Genomic DNA, 17705 nt, shown 5'->3' on the forward strand with positions numbered 1-17705 from the left:
GTTTTAGTTGATCAATATTCCAATGGCGGCCCTCAAACCTGCCACATTGGTCACGGCATAATAATCCACCATTCCCTCTAGCCGCACACGGTAAGAGAGGTTAACCGTATAGCCGGCCCCAATTGCTACATCACTGTCCTTACCGATCAAGCCTCTTACCCGTAGAAAAGCAGGTTCTAGCGGATAATACCTTCCCCCAAGTGTCACTTGATTGGGCCGGTTATAGTTAAATTCATATCCTCCGGAAAAGGAAATATTATACCAGTGAAAATAGTTGGCTTCGAGTCCTATCTGATAGCGTTTGATTACTCCTGGGGCATCTGTGCGTGCCAAATCCAATCCTCCAGAAACCAAATAACTGCCTTCGGCCTGCTGTGCCATCACTGCCTGTCCTCCCCACAGAAATAGTGGGAACGCAAGTAGCATTATCATTTTTTTCATCCATCCATTCGTTTGAGCTCTTCCAGTCGTTTTTTGAGTCCCTGCCACTCATCGCGTAAGCGCGCCGCTTCCATAAAGTTAAGTTCCTTGGCGGCTTTATCCATTTGCTTTTGTGTTTGGGGGATCAGCTTTTCGAGCTTGTCCTTGCTCAAATATTGTACCACGGGATCTGCCGCATAGGCATTTTCTTCCGTAAAGTGATCATCATAGAATTTGGCATTTTTCTTACTGTCTGCCACCTTGGTTTGCCCCATGATTCTGTCCTTGGACTTGATGACGGTAGTAGGTGTGATGCCATGTTCTTCGTTATAAGCCATTTGGATGCCTCTCCTCCTTTTGGTCTCGTCCATGGCACGCTGCATAGACGCCGTCACCCGATCAGCATACATGATCACCCGGCCATTTTCATTCCGCGCTGCACGGCCAATGGTCTGCACCAAACTACGTTCATTTCGAAGGAAGCCTTCCTTGTCAGCATCCAAAATAGCCACCAAAGACACTTCTGGCAAATCCAAGCCTTCCCGCAGCAGGTTTACCCCCACCAGCACATCGAAAACCCCAAGACGCAGCTCACGCAAAATCTCTACTCGGTCCAGGGACTTTACTTCGGAGTGGATATAGCGGGACTTGATCCCTGCTCTTTCCAAGAATTTATTGAGCTCTTCGGCCATTCGTTTGGTAAGGGTGGTCACCAAGATACGATCACCTTTTTTGATCGTCTGGTCGATTTCTTCCAATAAGTCATCTATCTGATCTCCACTAGGCCGCACCTCAATCAGCGGATCCAGTAGGCCTGTAGGGCGGATGATCTGTTCGACCACCACACCATCGGTCTGGTTCAGTTCATAATCCGCAGGAGTGGCACTTACATAGATGACCTGATTGGTCAGGGATTCGAATTCATCAAACTTCAGTGGGCGGTTATCCAAGGCCGAAGGCAGTCGAAAGCCGTATTCCACGAGGTTTACTTTTCTGGAACGGTCACCTCCCCACATGGCACGTACCTGGGGCACTGTCACGTGACTCTCATCGATCACCAACATATAATCATCCGGAAAGTAATCCAACAGGCAGAAAGGCCGTGCCCCTGCAGACCTACGGTCAAAATACCGGGAATAGTTCTCCACTCCCGAGCAATAGCCCAATTCCCTGATCATCTCCAAGTCAAATTCCGTTCGCTCCCTGAGCCTGCTGGCTTCTTCCAGCCGCATGTCTTTTTCGAAAAAAGAAATCTGGCTCATCAGGTCATCCTGAATCTCTTTAATGGCCACATCTATGGTTTCCTTGCCCGTCACAAAAAGATTGGCCGGGAAAATGGTGATCTGCTTTTCACTGCTGATCCGCTTTCCCGTCTCGGGATCAACACGCTGGATGCCCTCGATTTCGTCGCCCCAGAAATAAATCCGATAGGCGAAGTCCGCATAGGCCACAAAGATGTCTACAGTGTCTCCCTTTACCCGGAAAGTACCATGCTTAAACTCCGCATTGGCACGGCTGTATAGGATGTCCACCAACTGAAACAATAGCTGGTTTCGGGGAATGCGCTGGCCCTCTTCTAGGTTCACCACATTCTTCCCGAATTCCTCTGGATTACCGATACCATAAATACAAGAAACCGAAGCCACCACAATTACATCCCTTCTACCGCTCAGCAAAGCCGAAGTGGCACTCAATCGGAGCTTTTCGATTTCCTCATTGATGGACAGGTCTTTTTCGATGTACACACCACTGGTAGGAATAAATGCCTCTGGCTGATAGTAATCGTAGTAGGAGATGAAATACTCCACGGCATTGTCCGGAAAAAACTGCTTAAATTCCCCGTACAGCTGTGCTGCCAAGGTTTTGTTATGGCAAAGCACCAAAGTTGGCCGCTGCACCTCTTGGATAACATTGGCCACGGTGAAGGTCTTCCCCGAACCCGTAACTCCAAGCAGTACCTGCGAGGGCTCTCCACTGGAGATTCCTTCGGAAAGGTTTTTGATTGCGTTTGGCTGGTCGCCGGTAGGGCTATAATCTGAGATGATCTTAAAATCCATAGTATTTCTTCAGTATCCTTACACTAACGTTTTGGGACGGGCAAAAAGTTTTTCAGTCCTTGACTATCCGCTTTTGGGCTTTGAACTTTTCCAAATTATAATACAGGAAATTGCTCCGCAAGATCACCACCAATATCAGCGGAAGGACACTTGGGTGGAACGATTGCCAGCCCAAAATCCAGAACACCACCGCCGCATCGGCCATGATCAGCGCAAACAACAAATACTTTTTGACCCACTGGGCTGGATGCTTCATCCCCAGCCCATACACCAATAGTCCATGAAGGGGAAAAGCCCACAGCAAATTCCAATTGTACTTAGTGGCCGTATGCTCCGTAAAAAACCAGAGCAATACCACCACAATCCCCACCACCGACAATATCCCAAAGAAAGTCTGGTCAAAGCCAATGAAGAGCTTTTTCTTTCTAAACCCTATAAAAGTGAGGACCATGAAAAGAATCGCTATCCCCCAAAACAAAAAGTAAGGATTAAAGAAGCTAGGCGCAACAGCTACGGGTGGCAGGTCCAAAATCGTCCTCTGGCTTTTTACCAGTGGTCTGGTAGGACCATCCCCCACGATCTCCGCTCTGCCAAATGCCGCTTCCATATAATCCGGCAAATACTGCTTTTCACGTTCACTGGCCTCCACATCGATCACACTGCCCAAGGCCAGGTCAATTCCTAGGTCGCCCCAAGGAAGTGGATACACATATTCATCTATCAAGTCCCGAAAGGTTACTTCCTCTTCTCCTACAGGGTCGTTCCACTCCAATTGCTTGCCCAGTACAGTCTCCAGCATATCGCGAATCCGCGTGGCACAATTGTCATAAAAAAAATCATAGCGGTAATAACGGTTGTCCGGCTGGTAATTGACCTGTAGAAATTCCACCATTTTGGCAGTCTGCTGCTCGTTGAGGTCGAGCACTTGCTCACGCACCGCCTGCCCCAGATAGTTATAGTGACCAATAAACCGATCATAAGGACTTACTGACAGCCAATAGTCCAATTTACCCCTGGCAAATTTCATATAGAAACTAGGGTTGAAGTCAAAGGTTCCATAATTATACACCAAGTCCCTGCCCGTTTCCATATCGGTAACCCGCACGGCGCTATGACCAAAGACACTGTAAAGTTCTCCGCCTGGTTCACAGGTCAACAGGCTCACCCTATAATTTTTTGCATATAATTGGCTAAAGCCCAATAGGATAATGGTAAAAAGTAAGACGGATTTCTTCATTGTCAGACTTATATTTAAGGATGATGTTGTTCAATTTTTTACAACCTGATGACTACACAATATTGGCCAATCAGGCAGGTTTAAATCCAAAACGAATTTACAAGATATTATTCGTAATTTTCATTGTATCTGGTATATTCTCCACCCCTGTGCATGGTCAAGAAGTCGGTGCTTATCGGACGACTGCAAGCGGGGATTTTGACCAAGTGGCCATTTGGGAAGTCTATGATGGCAGCAGCTGGGGAACTGCCGGTCGGCCTCCCGAAAATACCAATGACGTTTACGTGGATTTTGGTCACGAGGTCACCCTCAGCCAAAATGAAAATGTCAAATCACTCTACTTGAATGCAGAAGCGGAGACAGGCGAAAAACTGAATATAAACGGTTTTGAGCTATCACTCTATGGTAGTCTGAATGCTTTTTCTGGAGCTGCGCCAGGCTCACCCTCGGGAACTTGGAACAATATCGACTGGATCGGCAACAGTGAAGAGAGCAAACTGGTATTCAGGGGAGGTTCGAGAATCGCTGTGCCGGACGGAGCGTGGAGTGCTTTTTCTGTAAGGAGCCGATATACCGTAGTTTTCGCCCCCGACCCAGGAGCTGCCCTTACGGTTCAGGAAGCTATCAAGGCCAGTAAGATTGTGATCGCCTCGGGAAGAGTCGTCCAAGAAGCACTAGGAGGAACCTGCTCCACCTTTTCATTTAATAATGACCCCGCCGTGCCGGGAGCTTATGGTAGCCTTATCATCGAGGCCAATGCCAGCTTGGAGAGCTACTGCAATGAGGGAATTGTCCAGCGGTCTGCTTCCGTACCAGCCCAAGAAGTCACGATACAGGACGGTGGGACATTGGTACTACATGGCTCAAATCCAGAAATCAATGCGGCCACTATCAATCTGATGGGGGAGGTTCGTTATGCTGGTGCTTCAGGAGCACAGGAATTTATCACTAGCACTATGACTGGCGCACAGCAACCAGTAAACTACCATGAGGTCACTTTTGAAGGCAACGCAGAAAAAATACTTCCGTCTACACTCATTCTCACCGGAGACATGACCAATACCGGCACAGGAAACATCAAAGCGAACACGACATCACTTTCCATAGAAGGACAAGCAGACCAAGAAATCGCCGGTATGGCACTACTCATTAAGGACCTCGAAGTGGACAAGCCAACGGGAAAGGCCTCCTTTGACAATGACCTTACTATTTTGGATGACTTCATGATGACGGCAGGGGAATTGGATTTTGGTGGAAATGAAATGACCATCAATGTATCCGGATCCGGGCAGTATCAGTATCTGGCAGGTCAGTGGCATGATCTCCAAGCCCTTCATTACCGCAGCACCCCTCATCCCCTAAACGCCACTAATGCCAGTTTTCCTTTTGTGGACAAGTATGAAGGAGGGACACGATTACTTCAGCTTGAAGGAAGCAATTTACCCGGTGGCGAAACCCTTTCCATAAATTACACCCAGCTTCCCGGTGTGGACCATGATGCGGATTTCTTTGACAATGATGGGGCTTGGATACTGTACCAATTGTATAGCTATTTCAGCTTTTCGGGATTTACAGCGGGAAACAGTGATATCAATATTCGTATCTCTGCCGATGATCTGGTGGTAGATGATGTGGATGATCTGAGAATAGTCGCTGACCATGAGCCTGCTCCTGGCAGCCATCAAAGTGGCCTAGACGAAAACGGCATCTTCTGGGCAAGAAGAACCGTAATGCGCAATGAAATAAACAACAATAAGTTCACCATCGGGAGCAATCGTGTGGCCACGGTCTTGCCCATCGCTTGGTTAAGCTACCAAGGGCAAGCCAGTGGTAACAACAACGTCCTCAAATGGGAGGTAACCACAGACAATCAGGTGAAAGGTTTTACGATCTATCGCTCTGCCGATAATGTGGATAACTTTATTCCCATCGGCACGATCATGGCTAAAGGCACCACTGAGCAGGATTTTACCTATCAATTTACGGACGAAAATCCACCTTATTATGGATATTGCTATTACAAAATAGCCAGTTTGTCACGTGGAGGCAAAGAGGATTTTACACCGGTCTTCCAAGTGCGAAGAAACCCAGCAGCCACCGAACAGGCCATCATTTATCCCAACCCGCACACAGCGGGCAACATCCACTTCGTGATCCCTGACAAAACTGACCGTCGCCTTCATTGGGAGATACTGAATGCGCAAGGAATGGTGGTGTTTTCACTTGATGGCAGCAGGGAACAGACGCTCCAGCGAGTCAAAGAAAAATTAGCCACCCTTCAAAGGGGAATTTACATCATTCGTATCCTCGGCGATCGGGAAAACCATACCCTCCGATGGATCAAAAAATGACCCGAAATATTTCGTTCGAAAATCTGTCGGACTTTCCTTTATGCTGGGCGTCAAATTGCTACGTATCATTTTTTACGTTATATTCCTAGACGAATTTTAATGTAAACCCAAATCGTATGAATTTTACCCTGACTGAAGAACACTTAGCGGTGCAAGCTGCCGCCAAGGATTTTGCCAAAACGGAACTCCTTTCCGGTGTAATAGACCGTGACACCAACGCCACCTTTCCCCATGAACAGGTCAAGAAAATGGGAGAACTGGGGTTTTTGGGCATGATGGTCGCTCCTGAATACAATGGAGGAGGGATGGACACCCTTTCGTACGTGCTAGCCTTGGAAGAAATCTCCAAAATCGACGCTTCCGCCGCCGTGGCCATGTCTGTCAATAATTCATTGGTCTGCTGGGGACTGGAAAAGTATGGCACTGAGCTCCAAAAGGAAAAATACCTTAAACCTCTGGCAGCAGGGGAGATCTTGGGGGCGTTCTGTCTATCAGAGCCTGAGGCCGGGTCCGATGCCACTTCCCAAAAGACCTCTGCCGAAAAGAAGGGGGACCATTACATCCTGAACGGCACCAAAAACTGGATCACCAATGGCGGCACCGCCAGCGTGTACTTGGTCATGGCGCAGACCAATCCATCGCTAAGGCACAAAGGCATCTCCACCTTCATCGTGGAAAAGGACATGGAAGGATTTCAGGTAGGCAAGAAAGAGGATAAGCTGGGAATCCGAGGCTCCGACACCCATTCACTGATGTTTAACGACGTAAAAGTACCTGTCGAAAATAGAATTGGTGAGGATGGCTTTGGCTTCACCTATGCCATGCACAGCTTGGACGGAGGACGAATAGGCATCGCCGCACAGGCATTGGGCATCGCCGCTGGAGCGTATGAACTGGCACTTGACTATTCCAAGGAACGGAAAGCATTTGGAAAACCCATCAGTCAACACCAAGCCATCCAGTTTAAGCTGGCCGATATGGCCACTGAGATAGAGGCAGCAAGGCTACTGGTCTGGAAAGCTGCTTGGCTAAAAGACCAAGGCAAGTCCTACGCCCAGGCCAGCGCCATGGCAAAATTATACGCTTCTAAGGTCGCTATGGACGTAACCATCGAGGCTGTACAAATTCATGGGGGCTATGGATTTGTCAAAGAATACCATGTAGAAAGGCTAATGAGGGACGCTAAAATCACCCAGATTTATGAAGGAACAAGCGAAATTCAAAAAATAGTTATATCCCGTAATCTATTAAGATAAAAAATAAAAATCGAAAATCGACGTTGTAACCTACGAAATTTATACGTTAATTCGGTTCTTCTTGAATTTTTCGTTAAATTTATTATATTTTAATTAAAAAAGTCATACTTTTACAAGTATCAACATAATATTATCTGTCATGGAATATTACAATAAAGTCATAGAATCCGTGGGCGTGCGGTATACGAGGGGAAACAACTACAAAGTAGAGCGACCTATTACCGTGACGGACTACCTAGAACCGGAAAACACCGTTATTTTATTGCATCAAGGTACATTGAAATACGGTGATGAACAAGAACTGGTCAATGAGGGAGAGATTCTGTTTGTCCCAGCAGGGAGGGCATGTAAAGTTTCCTTTGGTCAAGCCACCAAGAGAAACGAAATGTCCAACAACAGCTTTTTGGAAAACAAAAAGAAACACCTACAATCCGTTAGTTTTAAAGACATCAAAACCATTGAAGAGGACTGTGTTACTTTAGTGACTTTCGAAGCAAAGGTTTTTGATGTGGTCAATTTCTTTAACTCACTGGGCATTCCTCCATTTATCATTCGCTTTAATGATCGTTTGGCTTCTATTATTGAGGATGTGGTCAAAGAATCCGAGCAAAACATCCCCGGCAAGGAGCGTGTCATTAAGATCCACACCGAGTTATTGGTAGTGGAGCTGGTAAGGCATATCTTGAAAAACCGTCTGTTTGTGGAAGAAATGTCCACCAATAGCACCTACTTCAAAGATCCGCGTTTGATCGATATGTTTAATTATATCAAGAAAAACATCGGTGGAGATCTTTCCAATAAGGTGTTGGCCAAGGTAGCCAACGTTTCCGAGGATTATGTAGGCCAATACTTCAAGATGCTGACAGGCATCAATCCACAAGATTACATCGAATACCAGCGCATGGAAGCCGCTGTCGAACTACTCCGGACTACCAAGAAAAGCATTCGAGATATTGGCAAAGAGGTCGGCTACAAAGATACCGCTTACTTCTGCCGAAGATTTAAAATGATGTATGGCTTGCCAGCAGGGAAGATGAGAAGAAGAGAATCACTAATTAACGTTCAGTGATAAGTTATAAACATTAGCTAAGTCCATCACCTCGGTCAATAGACCGGGGTTTTTTTCTGGCCCATTTCCAAGGACAATAAGATCCGCTCCCGCTTCCCAAGCATCTCTGGCCTTATCCACTGAGTCGATTCCTCCCCCTACTATCACGGGGCAGTCCACTTGCTGGCCAACGGCCTTGATCACCCCTTGCCCACAGGGCATGAAGCGCCACTTCCTGCATCAAGGAAAAAGTATTGTAATCCCAAAAATTGACCGGCCATGGCCGTAGCTACCGCCAATGCCGGCTTATCATTGGGCAGCGGTATCGTCTGGCTAATATAACTGGCACTGGTAATCTGCCCGTCATTCACCAACATGTATCCTGTGGGAAGCACTTCCAAAGAAGACCTGCCCAATAAAGGAGCCGCCGTCACTTGCTGACCAATAAGTAGCTCTGGGTTCCTTCCGGAAATCAAGGACAAAAAGAGGATGCCATCTGCTCGGTCGGTTACTTGGATGACATTACCTGGAAATAGCACCACGGGGATCTTGCTACTGCCCTCCCTTATTTTCTGGATAATGGTATCCATGTTTTGCTCATTGATCAAGCTCCCTCCCAGAAAGAAAAAATCTATGCGGTGTTCATCAGCTATGGTCACCAGTTTCTCAAGCTTCCCTTCGCCATCATATTTTTCAGGGTCGATCAGCAAGGCCACCCCTTTTTTACCTGTCCGGTGAAGGTGCCTTAACTTATCGGCAATTAATGTATTATTTCTTCTTTGCATCATTGGCTTGCTTGGACAGCACATCGACTAATTTCGCCTGGCCCAGAGATAGCGCTACCATAAAGAGCCGCTTGCCCAAACTTCCCGCCAAGGAAGATTTCTTGGCCTTTGGCTGCTTCACATGGTCGGATGATGATGCGCTCTGCTCTCCTTTTTGCTTCTTGGCCTTATGTTTTTTCTTCTTGCCTCCCTTGAACAATTTCTTCGTTCCATATACCAGCATGCTACCAGCGACTACCGCTCCACCTACTTTTGCCCAAGACACAGACTCCTCTTTCAAGACAACTAATTGATGGTCCAGCTGCTTTTCAAGGTCTTCAGCTTGTTTTTTTAAATCTGATTTACTCATTGTCATCACTGTTTTTTTTTCGAAAGAAGAGGAAAGTGTTCAGCACAAGGCCAATGTTCTTTTGGATTCCTTTGGAATCTTTAATGATATACAGAAAAACAAGGAGCCCGACATATATCAAACCTACATACAAAAAGCCCAGGGAATTGGAATAAGTAAGCTCTGCAAAATAAAATGCTAAAGCGATACTGCCAAAAAGCAGGATCAATACGGAGACAATCACCATCATGGAAAGAATGGCTACCCTTGTAATGACGGCTGACAATTCGTCTTGCAGATCATTTTTGAGCATCTGGATCTTTACTTCGATGAGCCTTTTTACTGTATTGATTATTTCAGAGAAGTTAAGCATCATAGTTCGGTTATAATGAAAAATAATTTCTGTGCGTTAAATTCAATACAATATACATCAAAAACCATGCTTTAAAAATTTATACCGCCTCTCCTTCAGTGTAAAAATAATAGGAAATCACTGCTTCCAGGGCTTTTTTGATAGCTAAATTGATCGGGTATTGCTGACCTGCCAAATGAAAATCTATGCCGTACAACCGGGTGTAATAATCAGTACTTCCCGGCACCTCCAAGTCCTCACGAATGGCCGTGCTCACTGCCTCATATTGCTCCTTCCGGTGTTCTTTGATCAGCTTGCACGTAACCAATTCCTTTAGTCCCTCTCTGTTACGTCTGGCCGAGCTGCCAAAAAGGCGGCAGATCAGGCCACGTTGGGAGTAGTGGCTGCATAGTCCGGAGGTACCTTCAGCAGACAGATGGTTCAAGAGGATGCAAAAGCTGTCCTCTGTGGCCAGCTCAAGTTTATCAAGGGTGGCATCAGCATTTCCAGCATGATATAGTTCAAATGCCAAAGGCAAAAACTCAAGTGCCGTTGCGGGCACTTTTGGGTTGGCACAGCATTTCGAACAACCTTGAAGGCAATTCAACTGGCCTTGACTGATAAATTGACGTGTGGCTATCTCTAAGTCAGTGAAAAGTTCATTGACAGCAAGGCATTTTTCTAACAGATCCATAGATGAACATAAAAGCGTACGAAAGTACATGAATGGCAGAGAATTTGCAACTATCGACACATCTAACGCATCAGGAACAGGGTGTTTTTTTCCACAAAAAGTATCCAAAACCCTCCAATAAGGACAGAAGGAACTAGCTGAACTCATCACGCTGTGAATGAGTTAATTATAAGTGATCAAGAAAATTGAAAGCAATGATAATGCGTCGGCCATTTTCTATTTATCATCAAAAAAGTTAAATTTAGTACATGAAAGTAACCACTTTTAGTAATAATAAACGTATTGGATTTTTAAAATCATCAGAAGAATATGAGTGAAGAAGCAGAGAAAAACAACCTAGAAGAAGAAAGAATCAGAAAGGCTTTCAAAGAGAAAGACTGGAGTGAAATCAAAAGTGCCAACTCTTGGGTGATCTTCAAGGTAATGTCGGAGTTTGTAGAGGGCTTTGAGAAGCTGGCAAAGATTGGGCCCTGTGTTTCCATTTTTGGTTCGGCACGCACCCCGCAGGACAACAAATACTATAAAATCGCTGAAGAGATCGCTGCCAAGCTGGTTAGACATGGCTATGGTGTCATCACTGGCGGCGGCCCGGGCATTATGGAAGCGGGTAACAAAGGCGCCCACGCCGAAAAAGGAAAATCTGTAGGGCTAAATATCCACCTGCCTTTCGAGCAATTCAACAATATGTACATCGATCAGGACAAATTGATCACGTTTGATTACTTCTTTGTCCGCAAGGTGATGTTTGTAAAATACGCCCAAGGATTTATCGTGTTGCCGGGTGGATTTGGCACCATGGACGAGTTATTTGAAGCGTTGACATTGGTACAGACCAAGAAGACAGGGAAATTTCCCATCATCCTCGTAGGAAAGGAATTTTGGGAAGGACTGATCGATTGGATAAAAACAATAATGCTCGAACGACATATCAACATCAGCCCAGAAGACATGGAGCTGTTCTCAGTAGTGGACACTGCTACCGAAGCAGTCGAGGCGATTGATGAATTCTACAACAAATATTTACTGTCTCCAAATTTCTAGTCTGTGAAAAATACCCATGCATATATCCTGTACGGTCTGGTGGCCGTACTTTTTATTTTAGTCCTATACTATCGCAATTCTCCCGAAGCCACTTCATCAGGACAACGAACCGGAAAACCCTATACGAGTCCCCTAACTTCCCGTGACAAGGGCGGAGAGACTTCACCAAGGGTAAAACTGCTTGACCTGCCAGAGAAGATGGAGTTTGCGGGGGAGCCTGTACCATTAGGAAAAATGGACATCAAGGAGCGGTTTGAACGAGAGATGTACGTGAACGCCTTCTGGGAGTCCAATATGCTGCTGATGATGAAGCGATCGGCAAAGTACCTTCCCACCATTGAAAAAATCCTGGCAGAGTATAACATTCCAGAGGATTTTAAATACGTCGCCCTGATCGAATCCGGACTGCAAAATGTCGTCTCTCCAGCAGGAGCACGTGGATTTTGGCAGTTTATGGAAGGCACCGCAAAGGACTTTGGACTGGAAGTCACCCGAGAAGTGGATGAACGGTACGATTTTGAAAAAGCCACTCATGCTGCCTGCAAATACTTACAGCAATCCTACGCAAAATTCGGCAAATGGACCAGTGTAGCCGCCAGCTACAATATAGGGCAAACGGGGCTTAGGCGAAGAATGAATGATCAGCAACAGCCAGATTACTATGAATTGCTGCTCAATGAAGAAACAGGACGGTACATGTTCAGAATACTGGCGTTTAAAGAAATCTTCGAACATCCTGAAAAGTACGGCTTTGTACTCGATGAAAAAGACTATTACCACATGCCCACACTGAAGACGCTCGTGATAAAAAGTTCTGTGAAAGACCTTGCCGAGTGGGCCATAAAAAACGGCACCAACTATAAGCAACTTAAGATCTACAATCCTTGGCTACGCACCCCGAAGCTGACCGTCAGACGTGACCGGGAATACAAAATCAAATTACCTGCTGACTGACAGCGGGCCACTATACCCACTAGAAAATCTATAGTTTTTGCCCAAAGCCTATGCTGCTGTAATCAGGGTACCAGGATATCGAAAAAAGTAAGGTAAAGTAGCTAACTTATTATGCAACCACATTAGGTACATAGGGCACAATAGGGGAGACCCCGTAAGCAATATCTCCTATTTAATGAGGTCTTTACACCAGCAGCTTATGCTGGCGGCTATGATTTGCCGCTAGGTAGAGAAGAATGACGAAGTAATCTCGGCTCTAAAGAAAAGATGGCTTCACTCCGCTGTCGCTGCGTTCCCAATGACGCAATGATAGGGATTTTATTACCAAATTTAGGTTATCTCTAAGAGATCAAACTATACAGGCATTTTTTAGTTATATTAACCATAATATTCAAAATGAATTATGAAAAACAAAAAGTTGGTAATTTTTTTAGGGACTTTGGTGCTCTTGATCATTTTTGCGTTGGAGGGAGTTCCCTATTTGGTAAACGTTTATCTAAATGGCAATGCCGAAAGGATAGTCGGTGACTTGATCACAAGGACCAATGACTTTAGCGGTCACCGGGTAAAATTCGGCCATATCAAGTTGGATTATGACTATCGGGGCACCTATCTGGAACTGGACTCCGTCGCCATATTCCCGGATGAAAACGTGGCCGACAAAAAAGTACAGATCAACTTAGTAGCTGACAGGATTCTGTTATCAGGATTTATATGGAAAAGCCTATTACTGAACAACACCATCGTTCTGGACTCAGCTGAGTTGAGAGGTGTAAATATCCAGTCGCTATCCCAAGACCTTGATTCCCTCAAACAAAAGAAGCAAAAGGAAACTCAAAGAAAGAAAGGCAAGGATTACAAATCCATTCAGGTTGCCCACATTGACATCAGTGACTTTGCCATAGAAAACAAGGATGTGGAGACCGACTCCGCAAGGTTAGAGCTAGATGGGTTAAACCTGGTGGCTACCAATTTCCAGCTGACCAACAAGGACCTCGCCCAGGCCGATGCACTTTTTTCCGTGGACGATATCGAGGGTAGCATAGCCCATGCCCAAGTCCACTTTAACGCCTACCGCAATGTCATTCATGCTCAGCAGATGAAGCTCAGCAAAGCAAAAAACAGCCTTAGCATAAAGCAGGTAAAGCTGGACAATAAATTGGACAAGTATGCTTATACGCAGGATTTTGAAAAGGAAACGGATTGGATAGAACTGGTGCAAGGAAGCGTGGAGCTGGTCAATATGAATTATGATGCCTACTTCCGCAAAAGCCTGATCGAGTCCGAAAAGTTATTGATCAAGGACATGGTCATAAATGTATTTCGGGACAAACGAAAGCCTGACGATACCCGAAAAAGACCCATGATGATAAACGAAATCATCAAGAGCATCCCCAAAGACCTGCATGTAGACCTTATCCAATTGGACAATGGCTATGTGTCCTACGAAGAGCGTCCTGACAATGACGGGCCAAAAGCAGGAAAGATCTTTTTTGACCAGATCAATGCCAAAATCATGAACATCACCAATGTGCCCAAAATGCTTGAAATGCACAGCGAGCTCAACTTGAAAGCTACTGCTAGGATAATGGGCAAGGGGAATGTCGACTTAAACGTCACCTATTTTCTACAAGACAGTACCGGAGGGTTTACCATGGATGGTACCGTTCGGGACTTGGAGCTCGCCGCAATCAACCCCATGCTCCGCCCAGCCACACAAGTGGCCGCACGAAGTGGCGTGATCGATGAAATGACCTTTGACATCAAGGGCAATGATATCGATGGACATGGCCAACTGATCATGAAATACCATGATCTGGCCATTGATATTCGTGGAAAATCATACGGAAAAGGACAGAACATCCTACAAAAAATAGGTTCATTCCTTACCAATAAGCTCGTCATACGCTCTGAAAACCCTGACCAAAAAGGTGATTTGCACAAAGGGACCGTTTACTTCAAGCGAAACCAAAGCAAATTTATTTTTAACTACTGGTGGAAGCTTGTGCTCAGTGGCATGCGCTCTACACTCACCGGAGAAGACGAGGATACGCTGCGAAAAAGGGGTGAAAAGGGTGATTAGCCCACCGATAAAGTGGCCCCAAAGACCTTTTCCAAAAGCGTCTTTCAGCCCACAATAGATAGGCTAATGTATATTTTTGGTTTAATCAAACTAATCCATTTCAAAAACGGTTGTAGAAGACAGTAAGGGTATTCCGTGAATAATCCATATTTTTGTGAAATTGTAAACGTAATCAAAGGTCCGATCCCTTCATGTCGAAAACAGTAGCAGTAGTAGAAGAAAAAATAGAGATATACGGTGCGCGAGAGCACAATCTCAAAAATATAGACTTATCGATCCCGAGAAATAAACTGGTGGTCATCACCGGCCTCAGTGGAAGCGGCAAGAGTTCGTTGGCATTTGACACCATCTATGCCGAAGGACAACGCCGTTATATGGAGAGTTTTTCTGCCTATGCCAGGTCTTTCCTTGGTGGAATGGAGCGGCCTGATGTAGACAAGATCAACGGACTTTCCCCGGTCATTTCGATAGAACAAAAAACCACGAGCAAAAATCCCCGATCTACAGTAGGCACCGTTACGGAGATTTATGACTTTATGCGTTTGCTGTATGCCCGGTCCGGGGAAGCTTACAGTTACCTTTCGGGCAAAAAAATGATCCGCCAAACAGAAGACCAGATCATTGACCAACTATTGACGCATTTTGCTGGAAAAAAACTTTATATCCTGGCACCAGTGGTAAAAGGCCGAAAAGGACATTACAGAGAGCTCTTCGAGCAAATCCGAAAAATGGGTTTTTCAAAAGTCCGTGTAGATGGCGTGGTGATGGAAATGGTGCCCAAAATGCAAGTGGACCGCTATAAAATCCACGATATCGAAATCGTCGTGGACAGGATCTTTGCCGAAGAAGAAGACCGATACCGCATTACCCAATCCCTGAAAACAGCATTACAACACGGAAAAGGGATCATCATGCTGCGTGATGAAGAGGGTGAGATCCATCACTTCTCAAAATACCTAATGGACCCTACCACTGGGCTCTCCTATGATGAACCAGCTCCCAATACATTTTCCTTTAACAGTCCCTATGGAGCTTGCCCGACCTGCAAAGGCATTGGCATCATCGAAGAGATCACTAAAGAAAACATCATTCCCGACCCCAGTCTGAGCATCTCCAGGGGAGGGATTGTGCCCATTGGCGAGTATCGTGACATCTGGATATTTAAGAAAATAGATGCTATTCTAAAGCGTCACCAAGCCAGCCTTTCCACTCCTATCAAGGACTTAAAAGAAGAGGTCCTGGATGTACTCCTATATGGTGACAAAGCTGCCGTAGAAGTAGATTCGGTCAAGTACCCTGGCACCAAATGGAGCACCACCTTTGAGGGTATCGTCAACTTCCTGCAAAAACAGCAGGAAGGGGGATCAGAAAAAATCCAAAAATGGGTCAGCGACTTCACCACCAACAGGGAATGCCCTGACTGTAATGGCTACCGACTGAAAAAAGAAGCCTTGCACTTTATGATTGCCGGTAAGCATATCGGTGAGCTTTCCATGATGGACATTCAGCAGCTGGGCCATTGGTTTGACCAAATCGACGATAAGCTCACCGAAAAGCAAAAAATCATTGGCGAGGAAGTACTTAAGGAGATTCGAAAACGAATCGGCTTTCTCTTGGACATTGGGCTGGATTACTTATCCCTGAACAGGCCTCTTCGTACCCTTTCGGGGGAGAAGCCCAGCGTATCCGACTAGCTACGCAAATAGGCACACAGCTAGTGGGAGTGCTCTACATTTTGGACGAACCCAGTATCGGCCTTCACCAACGAGACAATGTCAAACTCATCAAAGCCCTCCAAGATCTTAGAGACTTGGGCAATTCCGTTCTCGTCGTGGAGCATGATAAAGACATGATGCTGGATGCGGACTTTGTAGTGGACATAGGCCCAGGAGCGGGACGACATGGAGGACATATCGTGGCCCAAGGTACTCCAAAAGAAATGCTAGCGCAAAATAGCCTTACGGCCAAATACCTGAACGGGATGGAAGAAATTGCCGTTCCCGACACCAGAAGAACAGGAAGTGGCAAGCTTCTGAAGCTCCACCAAGCGAGCGGCCACAACTTGAAAAATGTAGATTTGGAACTGCCTCTGGGAAGCATGATCTGCGTAACCGGTGTCTCCGGAAGTGGCAAAAGCTCCCTGATCCATGAAACATTATTCCCGCTGCTCAACCAGCATTTTTACCGATCCAGAAAGAGCCCATTACCCTATGGCAGTATAGAAGGGCTGGAGCACCTTGATAAGGTGATCGAAGTGGACCAGTCCCCCATCGGAAGGACGCCACGGTCAAATCCCGCGACCTACACCGGGGTATTTACCGATATCCGAGCCTTGTTCACAGAACTGCCCGAAGCAAAAATCCGTGGCTACAAGCCCGGCAGGTTCAGCTTTAATGTCAAAGGTGGACGATGTGAAGATTGTGAAGGGGCGGGCATGAAGCTGATCGAAATGGACTTCCTACCGGATGTTCACATTCCTTGCGAAACCTGCAAAGGGAAGCGCTACAACAGGGAAACACTGGAAGTGAGATTTAAAGGAAAGTCCATCTCTGATGTGCTCGACATGACGGTAGAGCAAGCAGTGGAGTTTTTTGAAAACCAACCTAAAATCCTCCGGAAAATCAAAACCTTAAACGATGTAGGGCTAGGTTATATAACACTGGGGCAGCATGCCACTACCCTCTCCGGAGGCGAAGCCCAGCGTGTAAAACTCGCTACAGAGCTCTCCAAAAAAGACACAGGAAAAACCTTCTATATCCTTGATGAACCCACCACAGGATTGCACTTTAAGGATATAGAACACCTGCTGGAGGTACTTAATAGGTTAGTGGACAAGGGCAACACCGTGCTCATCATCGAGCATAACCTGGATGTGATCAAAGTCGCCGATCATATCATCGACTTAGGCCCAGAAGGAGGCAACAAGGGCGGTCAAATCCTAACACAAGGAACACCAGAAGCTGTCGCCCAGCATCCGTCCAGTTACACGGCCAAGTTCTTGCAGCTGGAGTTATCATCAAGTAATTCGTAGGTTGATCGCATTGCCCTCGTGACGCCATTGCTGCGACTCCCGTTCCCTCTCGTTCCCTTCCGTTCCCT

14 protein-coding genes and 1 pseudogene are annotated in these 17705 nt (G+C 46.1%); 7 read left to right on the forward strand and 8 right to left on the reverse strand.

Going from position 1 to position 17705, the window contains the following annotated elements:
- Positions 1-3 precede the first annotated feature (3 nt).
- The 3 genes from DN752_RS12735 to DN752_RS12745 are packed head-to-tail and all read right to left on the reverse strand — an operon-like array spanning position 4 to position 3714.
- On the reverse strand, positions 4-441 hold the full coding sequence (locus tag DN752_RS12735) for a hypothetical protein (RefSeq protein ID WP_112784301.1): 438 nt from the start codon (positions 439-441) through the stop codon (positions 4-6).
- Positions 438-2477: an excinuclease ABC subunit UvrB gene (gene uvrB, locus DN752_RS12740; protein ID WP_112784302.1), complete on the reverse strand. Its 2040-nt coding sequence runs from the start codon at positions 2475-2477 to the stop codon at positions 438-440. The genes DN752_RS12735 and uvrB overlap by 4 nt, the downstream gene beginning before the upstream one ends.
- A gap of 52 nt (positions 2478-2529) precedes the next feature.
- On the reverse strand, positions 2530-3714 hold the full coding sequence (locus tag DN752_RS12745) for an Lnb N-terminal periplasmic domain-containing protein (protein ID WP_112784303.1): 1185 nt from the start codon (positions 3712-3714) through the stop codon (positions 2530-2532).
- Between the two features lie 149 nt (positions 3715-3863).
- On the opposite strand from DN752_RS12745, the gene DN752_RS12750 reads away from it, so the two are divergent.
- From DN752_RS12750 to DN752_RS12760, 3 genes are all read left to right on the forward strand, one after another.
- Complete coding sequence (locus DN752_RS12750; RefSeq protein WP_162633208.1) at positions 3864-6065, forward strand: T9SS type A sorting domain-containing protein; 2202 nt, start codon at positions 3864-3866, stop codon at positions 6063-6065.
- A gap of 116 nt (positions 6066-6181) precedes the next feature.
- On the forward strand, positions 6182-7321 hold the full coding sequence (locus DN752_RS12755; protein ID WP_112784305.1) for an acyl-CoA dehydrogenase: 1140 nt from the start codon (positions 6182-6184) through the stop codon (positions 7319-7321).
- A 139-nt stretch (positions 7322-7460) separates the two neighbouring features.
- On the forward strand, positions 7461-8390 hold the full coding sequence (locus DN752_RS12760; RefSeq protein ID WP_112784306.1) for an AraC family transcriptional regulator: 930 nt from the start codon (positions 7461-7463) through the stop codon (positions 8388-8390).
- On the opposite strand, the gene DN752_RS25250 is transcribed toward DN752_RS12760, so the two are convergent.
- The 5 genes from DN752_RS25250 to DN752_RS12780 form a co-directional block, all read right to left on the reverse strand.
- On the reverse strand, positions 8373-8591 hold the full coding sequence (locus DN752_RS25250) for a geranylgeranylglyceryl/heptaprenylglyceryl phosphate synthase (protein WP_317048494.1): 219 nt from the start codon (positions 8589-8591) through the stop codon (positions 8373-8375). The two genes, DN752_RS12760 and DN752_RS25250, sit on opposite strands and share 18 nt — an antisense overlap.
- On the reverse strand, positions 8570-9157 hold the full coding sequence (locus DN752_RS12765) for a geranylgeranylglyceryl/heptaprenylglyceryl phosphate synthase (protein WP_317048495.1): 588 nt from the start codon (positions 9155-9157) through the stop codon (positions 8570-8572). The genes DN752_RS25250 and DN752_RS12765 overlap by 22 nt, the downstream gene beginning before the upstream one ends.
- Positions 9138-9503, reverse strand: coding sequence for a hypothetical protein (locus DN752_RS12770; RefSeq protein WP_112784307.1), 366 nt, complete (start codon positions 9501-9503; stop codon positions 9138-9140). The genes DN752_RS12765 and DN752_RS12770 overlap by 20 nt, the downstream gene beginning before the upstream one ends.
- Positions 9496-9858 (reverse strand): phage holin family protein, encoded by a 363-nt coding sequence (locus DN752_RS12775; RefSeq protein ID WP_112784308.1) that lies wholly within the window; start codon positions 9856-9858, stop codon positions 9496-9498. The genes DN752_RS12770 and DN752_RS12775 overlap by 8 nt, the downstream gene beginning before the upstream one ends.
- Before the next feature lie 76 nt (positions 9859-9934).
- Positions 9935-10528 (reverse strand): YkgJ family cysteine cluster protein, encoded by a 594-nt coding sequence (locus DN752_RS12780; RefSeq protein WP_112784309.1) that lies wholly within the window; start codon positions 10526-10528, stop codon positions 9935-9937.
- A gap of 309 nt (positions 10529-10837) precedes the next feature.
- Between DN752_RS12780 and DN752_RS12785 the strand changes: the two genes are divergently transcribed.
- The 4 genes and pseudogenes from DN752_RS12785 to uvrA all read left to right on the forward strand — a co-directional run bounded on the left by DN752_RS12785 (position 10838) and on the right by uvrA (position 17637).
- Positions 10838-11569 (forward strand): LOG family protein, encoded by a 732-nt coding sequence (locus DN752_RS12785; RefSeq protein ID WP_112784310.1) that lies wholly within the window; start codon positions 10838-10840, stop codon positions 11567-11569.
- A 3-nt stretch (positions 11570-11572) separates the two neighbouring features.
- Positions 11573-12523, forward strand: a complete 951-nt coding sequence (locus DN752_RS12790) for a lytic transglycosylase domain-containing protein (protein ID WP_112784311.1) — start codon at positions 11573-11575, stop codon at positions 12521-12523.
- Between the two features lie 403 nt (positions 12524-12926).
- Positions 12927-14606 (forward strand): AsmA family protein, encoded by a 1680-nt coding sequence (locus DN752_RS12795; protein ID WP_112784312.1) that lies wholly within the window; start codon positions 12927-12929, stop codon positions 14604-14606.
- A 191-nt stretch (positions 14607-14797) separates the two neighbouring features.
- Positions 14798-17637 (forward strand): annotated as a pseudogene (gene uvrA / locus DN752_RS12800) (excinuclease ABC subunit UvrA).
- Positions 17638-17705: the final 68 nt, after the last annotated feature.

It is taken from the genome of Echinicola strongylocentroti (assembly GCF_003260975.1).
Lineage (GTDB): Bacteria > Bacteroidota > Bacteroidia > Cytophagales > Cyclobacteriaceae > Echinicola > Echinicola strongylocentroti.

What these genes read in the sequence shown, in the direction of transcription:
- DN752_RS12735 (WP_112784301.1), bottom strand. Translation starts at nt 441, where the DNA reads ATGAAAAAAATGATAATGCTACTTGCGTTCCCACTATTTCTGTGGGGA.
- uvrB (WP_112784302.1), bottom strand. Translation starts at nt 2,477, where the DNA reads ATGGATTTTAAGATCATCTCAGATTATAGCCCTACCGGCGACCAGCCA.
- DN752_RS12745 (WP_112784303.1), bottom strand. Translation starts at nt 3,714, where the DNA reads ATGAAGAAATCCGTCTTACTTTTTACCATTATCCTATTGGGCTTTAGC.
- DN752_RS12755 (WP_112784305.1), top strand. Translation starts at nt 6,182, where the DNA reads ATGAATTTTACCCTGACTGAAGAACACTTAGCGGTGCAAGCTGCCGCC.
- DN752_RS12760 (WP_112784306.1), top strand. Translation starts at nt 7,461, where the DNA reads ATGGAATATTACAATAAAGTCATAGAATCCGTGGGCGTGCGGTATACG.
- DN752_RS25250 (WP_317048494.1), bottom strand. Translation starts at nt 8,591, where the DNA reads ATGCCCTGTGGGCAAGGGGTGATCAAGGCCGTTGGCCAGCAAGTGGAC.
- DN752_RS12765 (WP_317048495.1), bottom strand. Translation starts at nt 9,157, where the DNA reads ATGATGCAAAGAAGAAATAATACATTAATTGCCGATAAGTTAAGGCAC.
- DN752_RS12770 (WP_112784307.1), bottom strand. Translation starts at nt 9,503, where the DNA reads ATGAGTAAATCAGATTTAAAAAAACAAGCTGAAGACCTTGAAAAGCAG.
- DN752_RS12775 (WP_112784308.1), bottom strand. Translation starts at nt 9,858, where the DNA reads ATGATGCTTAACTTCTCTGAAATAATCAATACAGTAAAAAGGCTCATC.
- DN752_RS12780 (WP_112784309.1), bottom strand. Translation starts at nt 10,528, where the DNA reads ATGGATCTGTTAGAAAAATGCCTTGCTGTCAATGAACTTTTCACTGAC.
- DN752_RS12785 (WP_112784310.1), top strand. Translation starts at nt 10,838, where the DNA reads ATGAGTGAAGAAGCAGAGAAAAACAACCTAGAAGAAGAAAGAATCAGA.
- DN752_RS12795 (WP_112784312.1), top strand. Translation starts at nt 12,927, where the DNA reads ATGAAAAACAAAAAGTTGGTAATTTTTTTAGGGACTTTGGTGCTCTTG.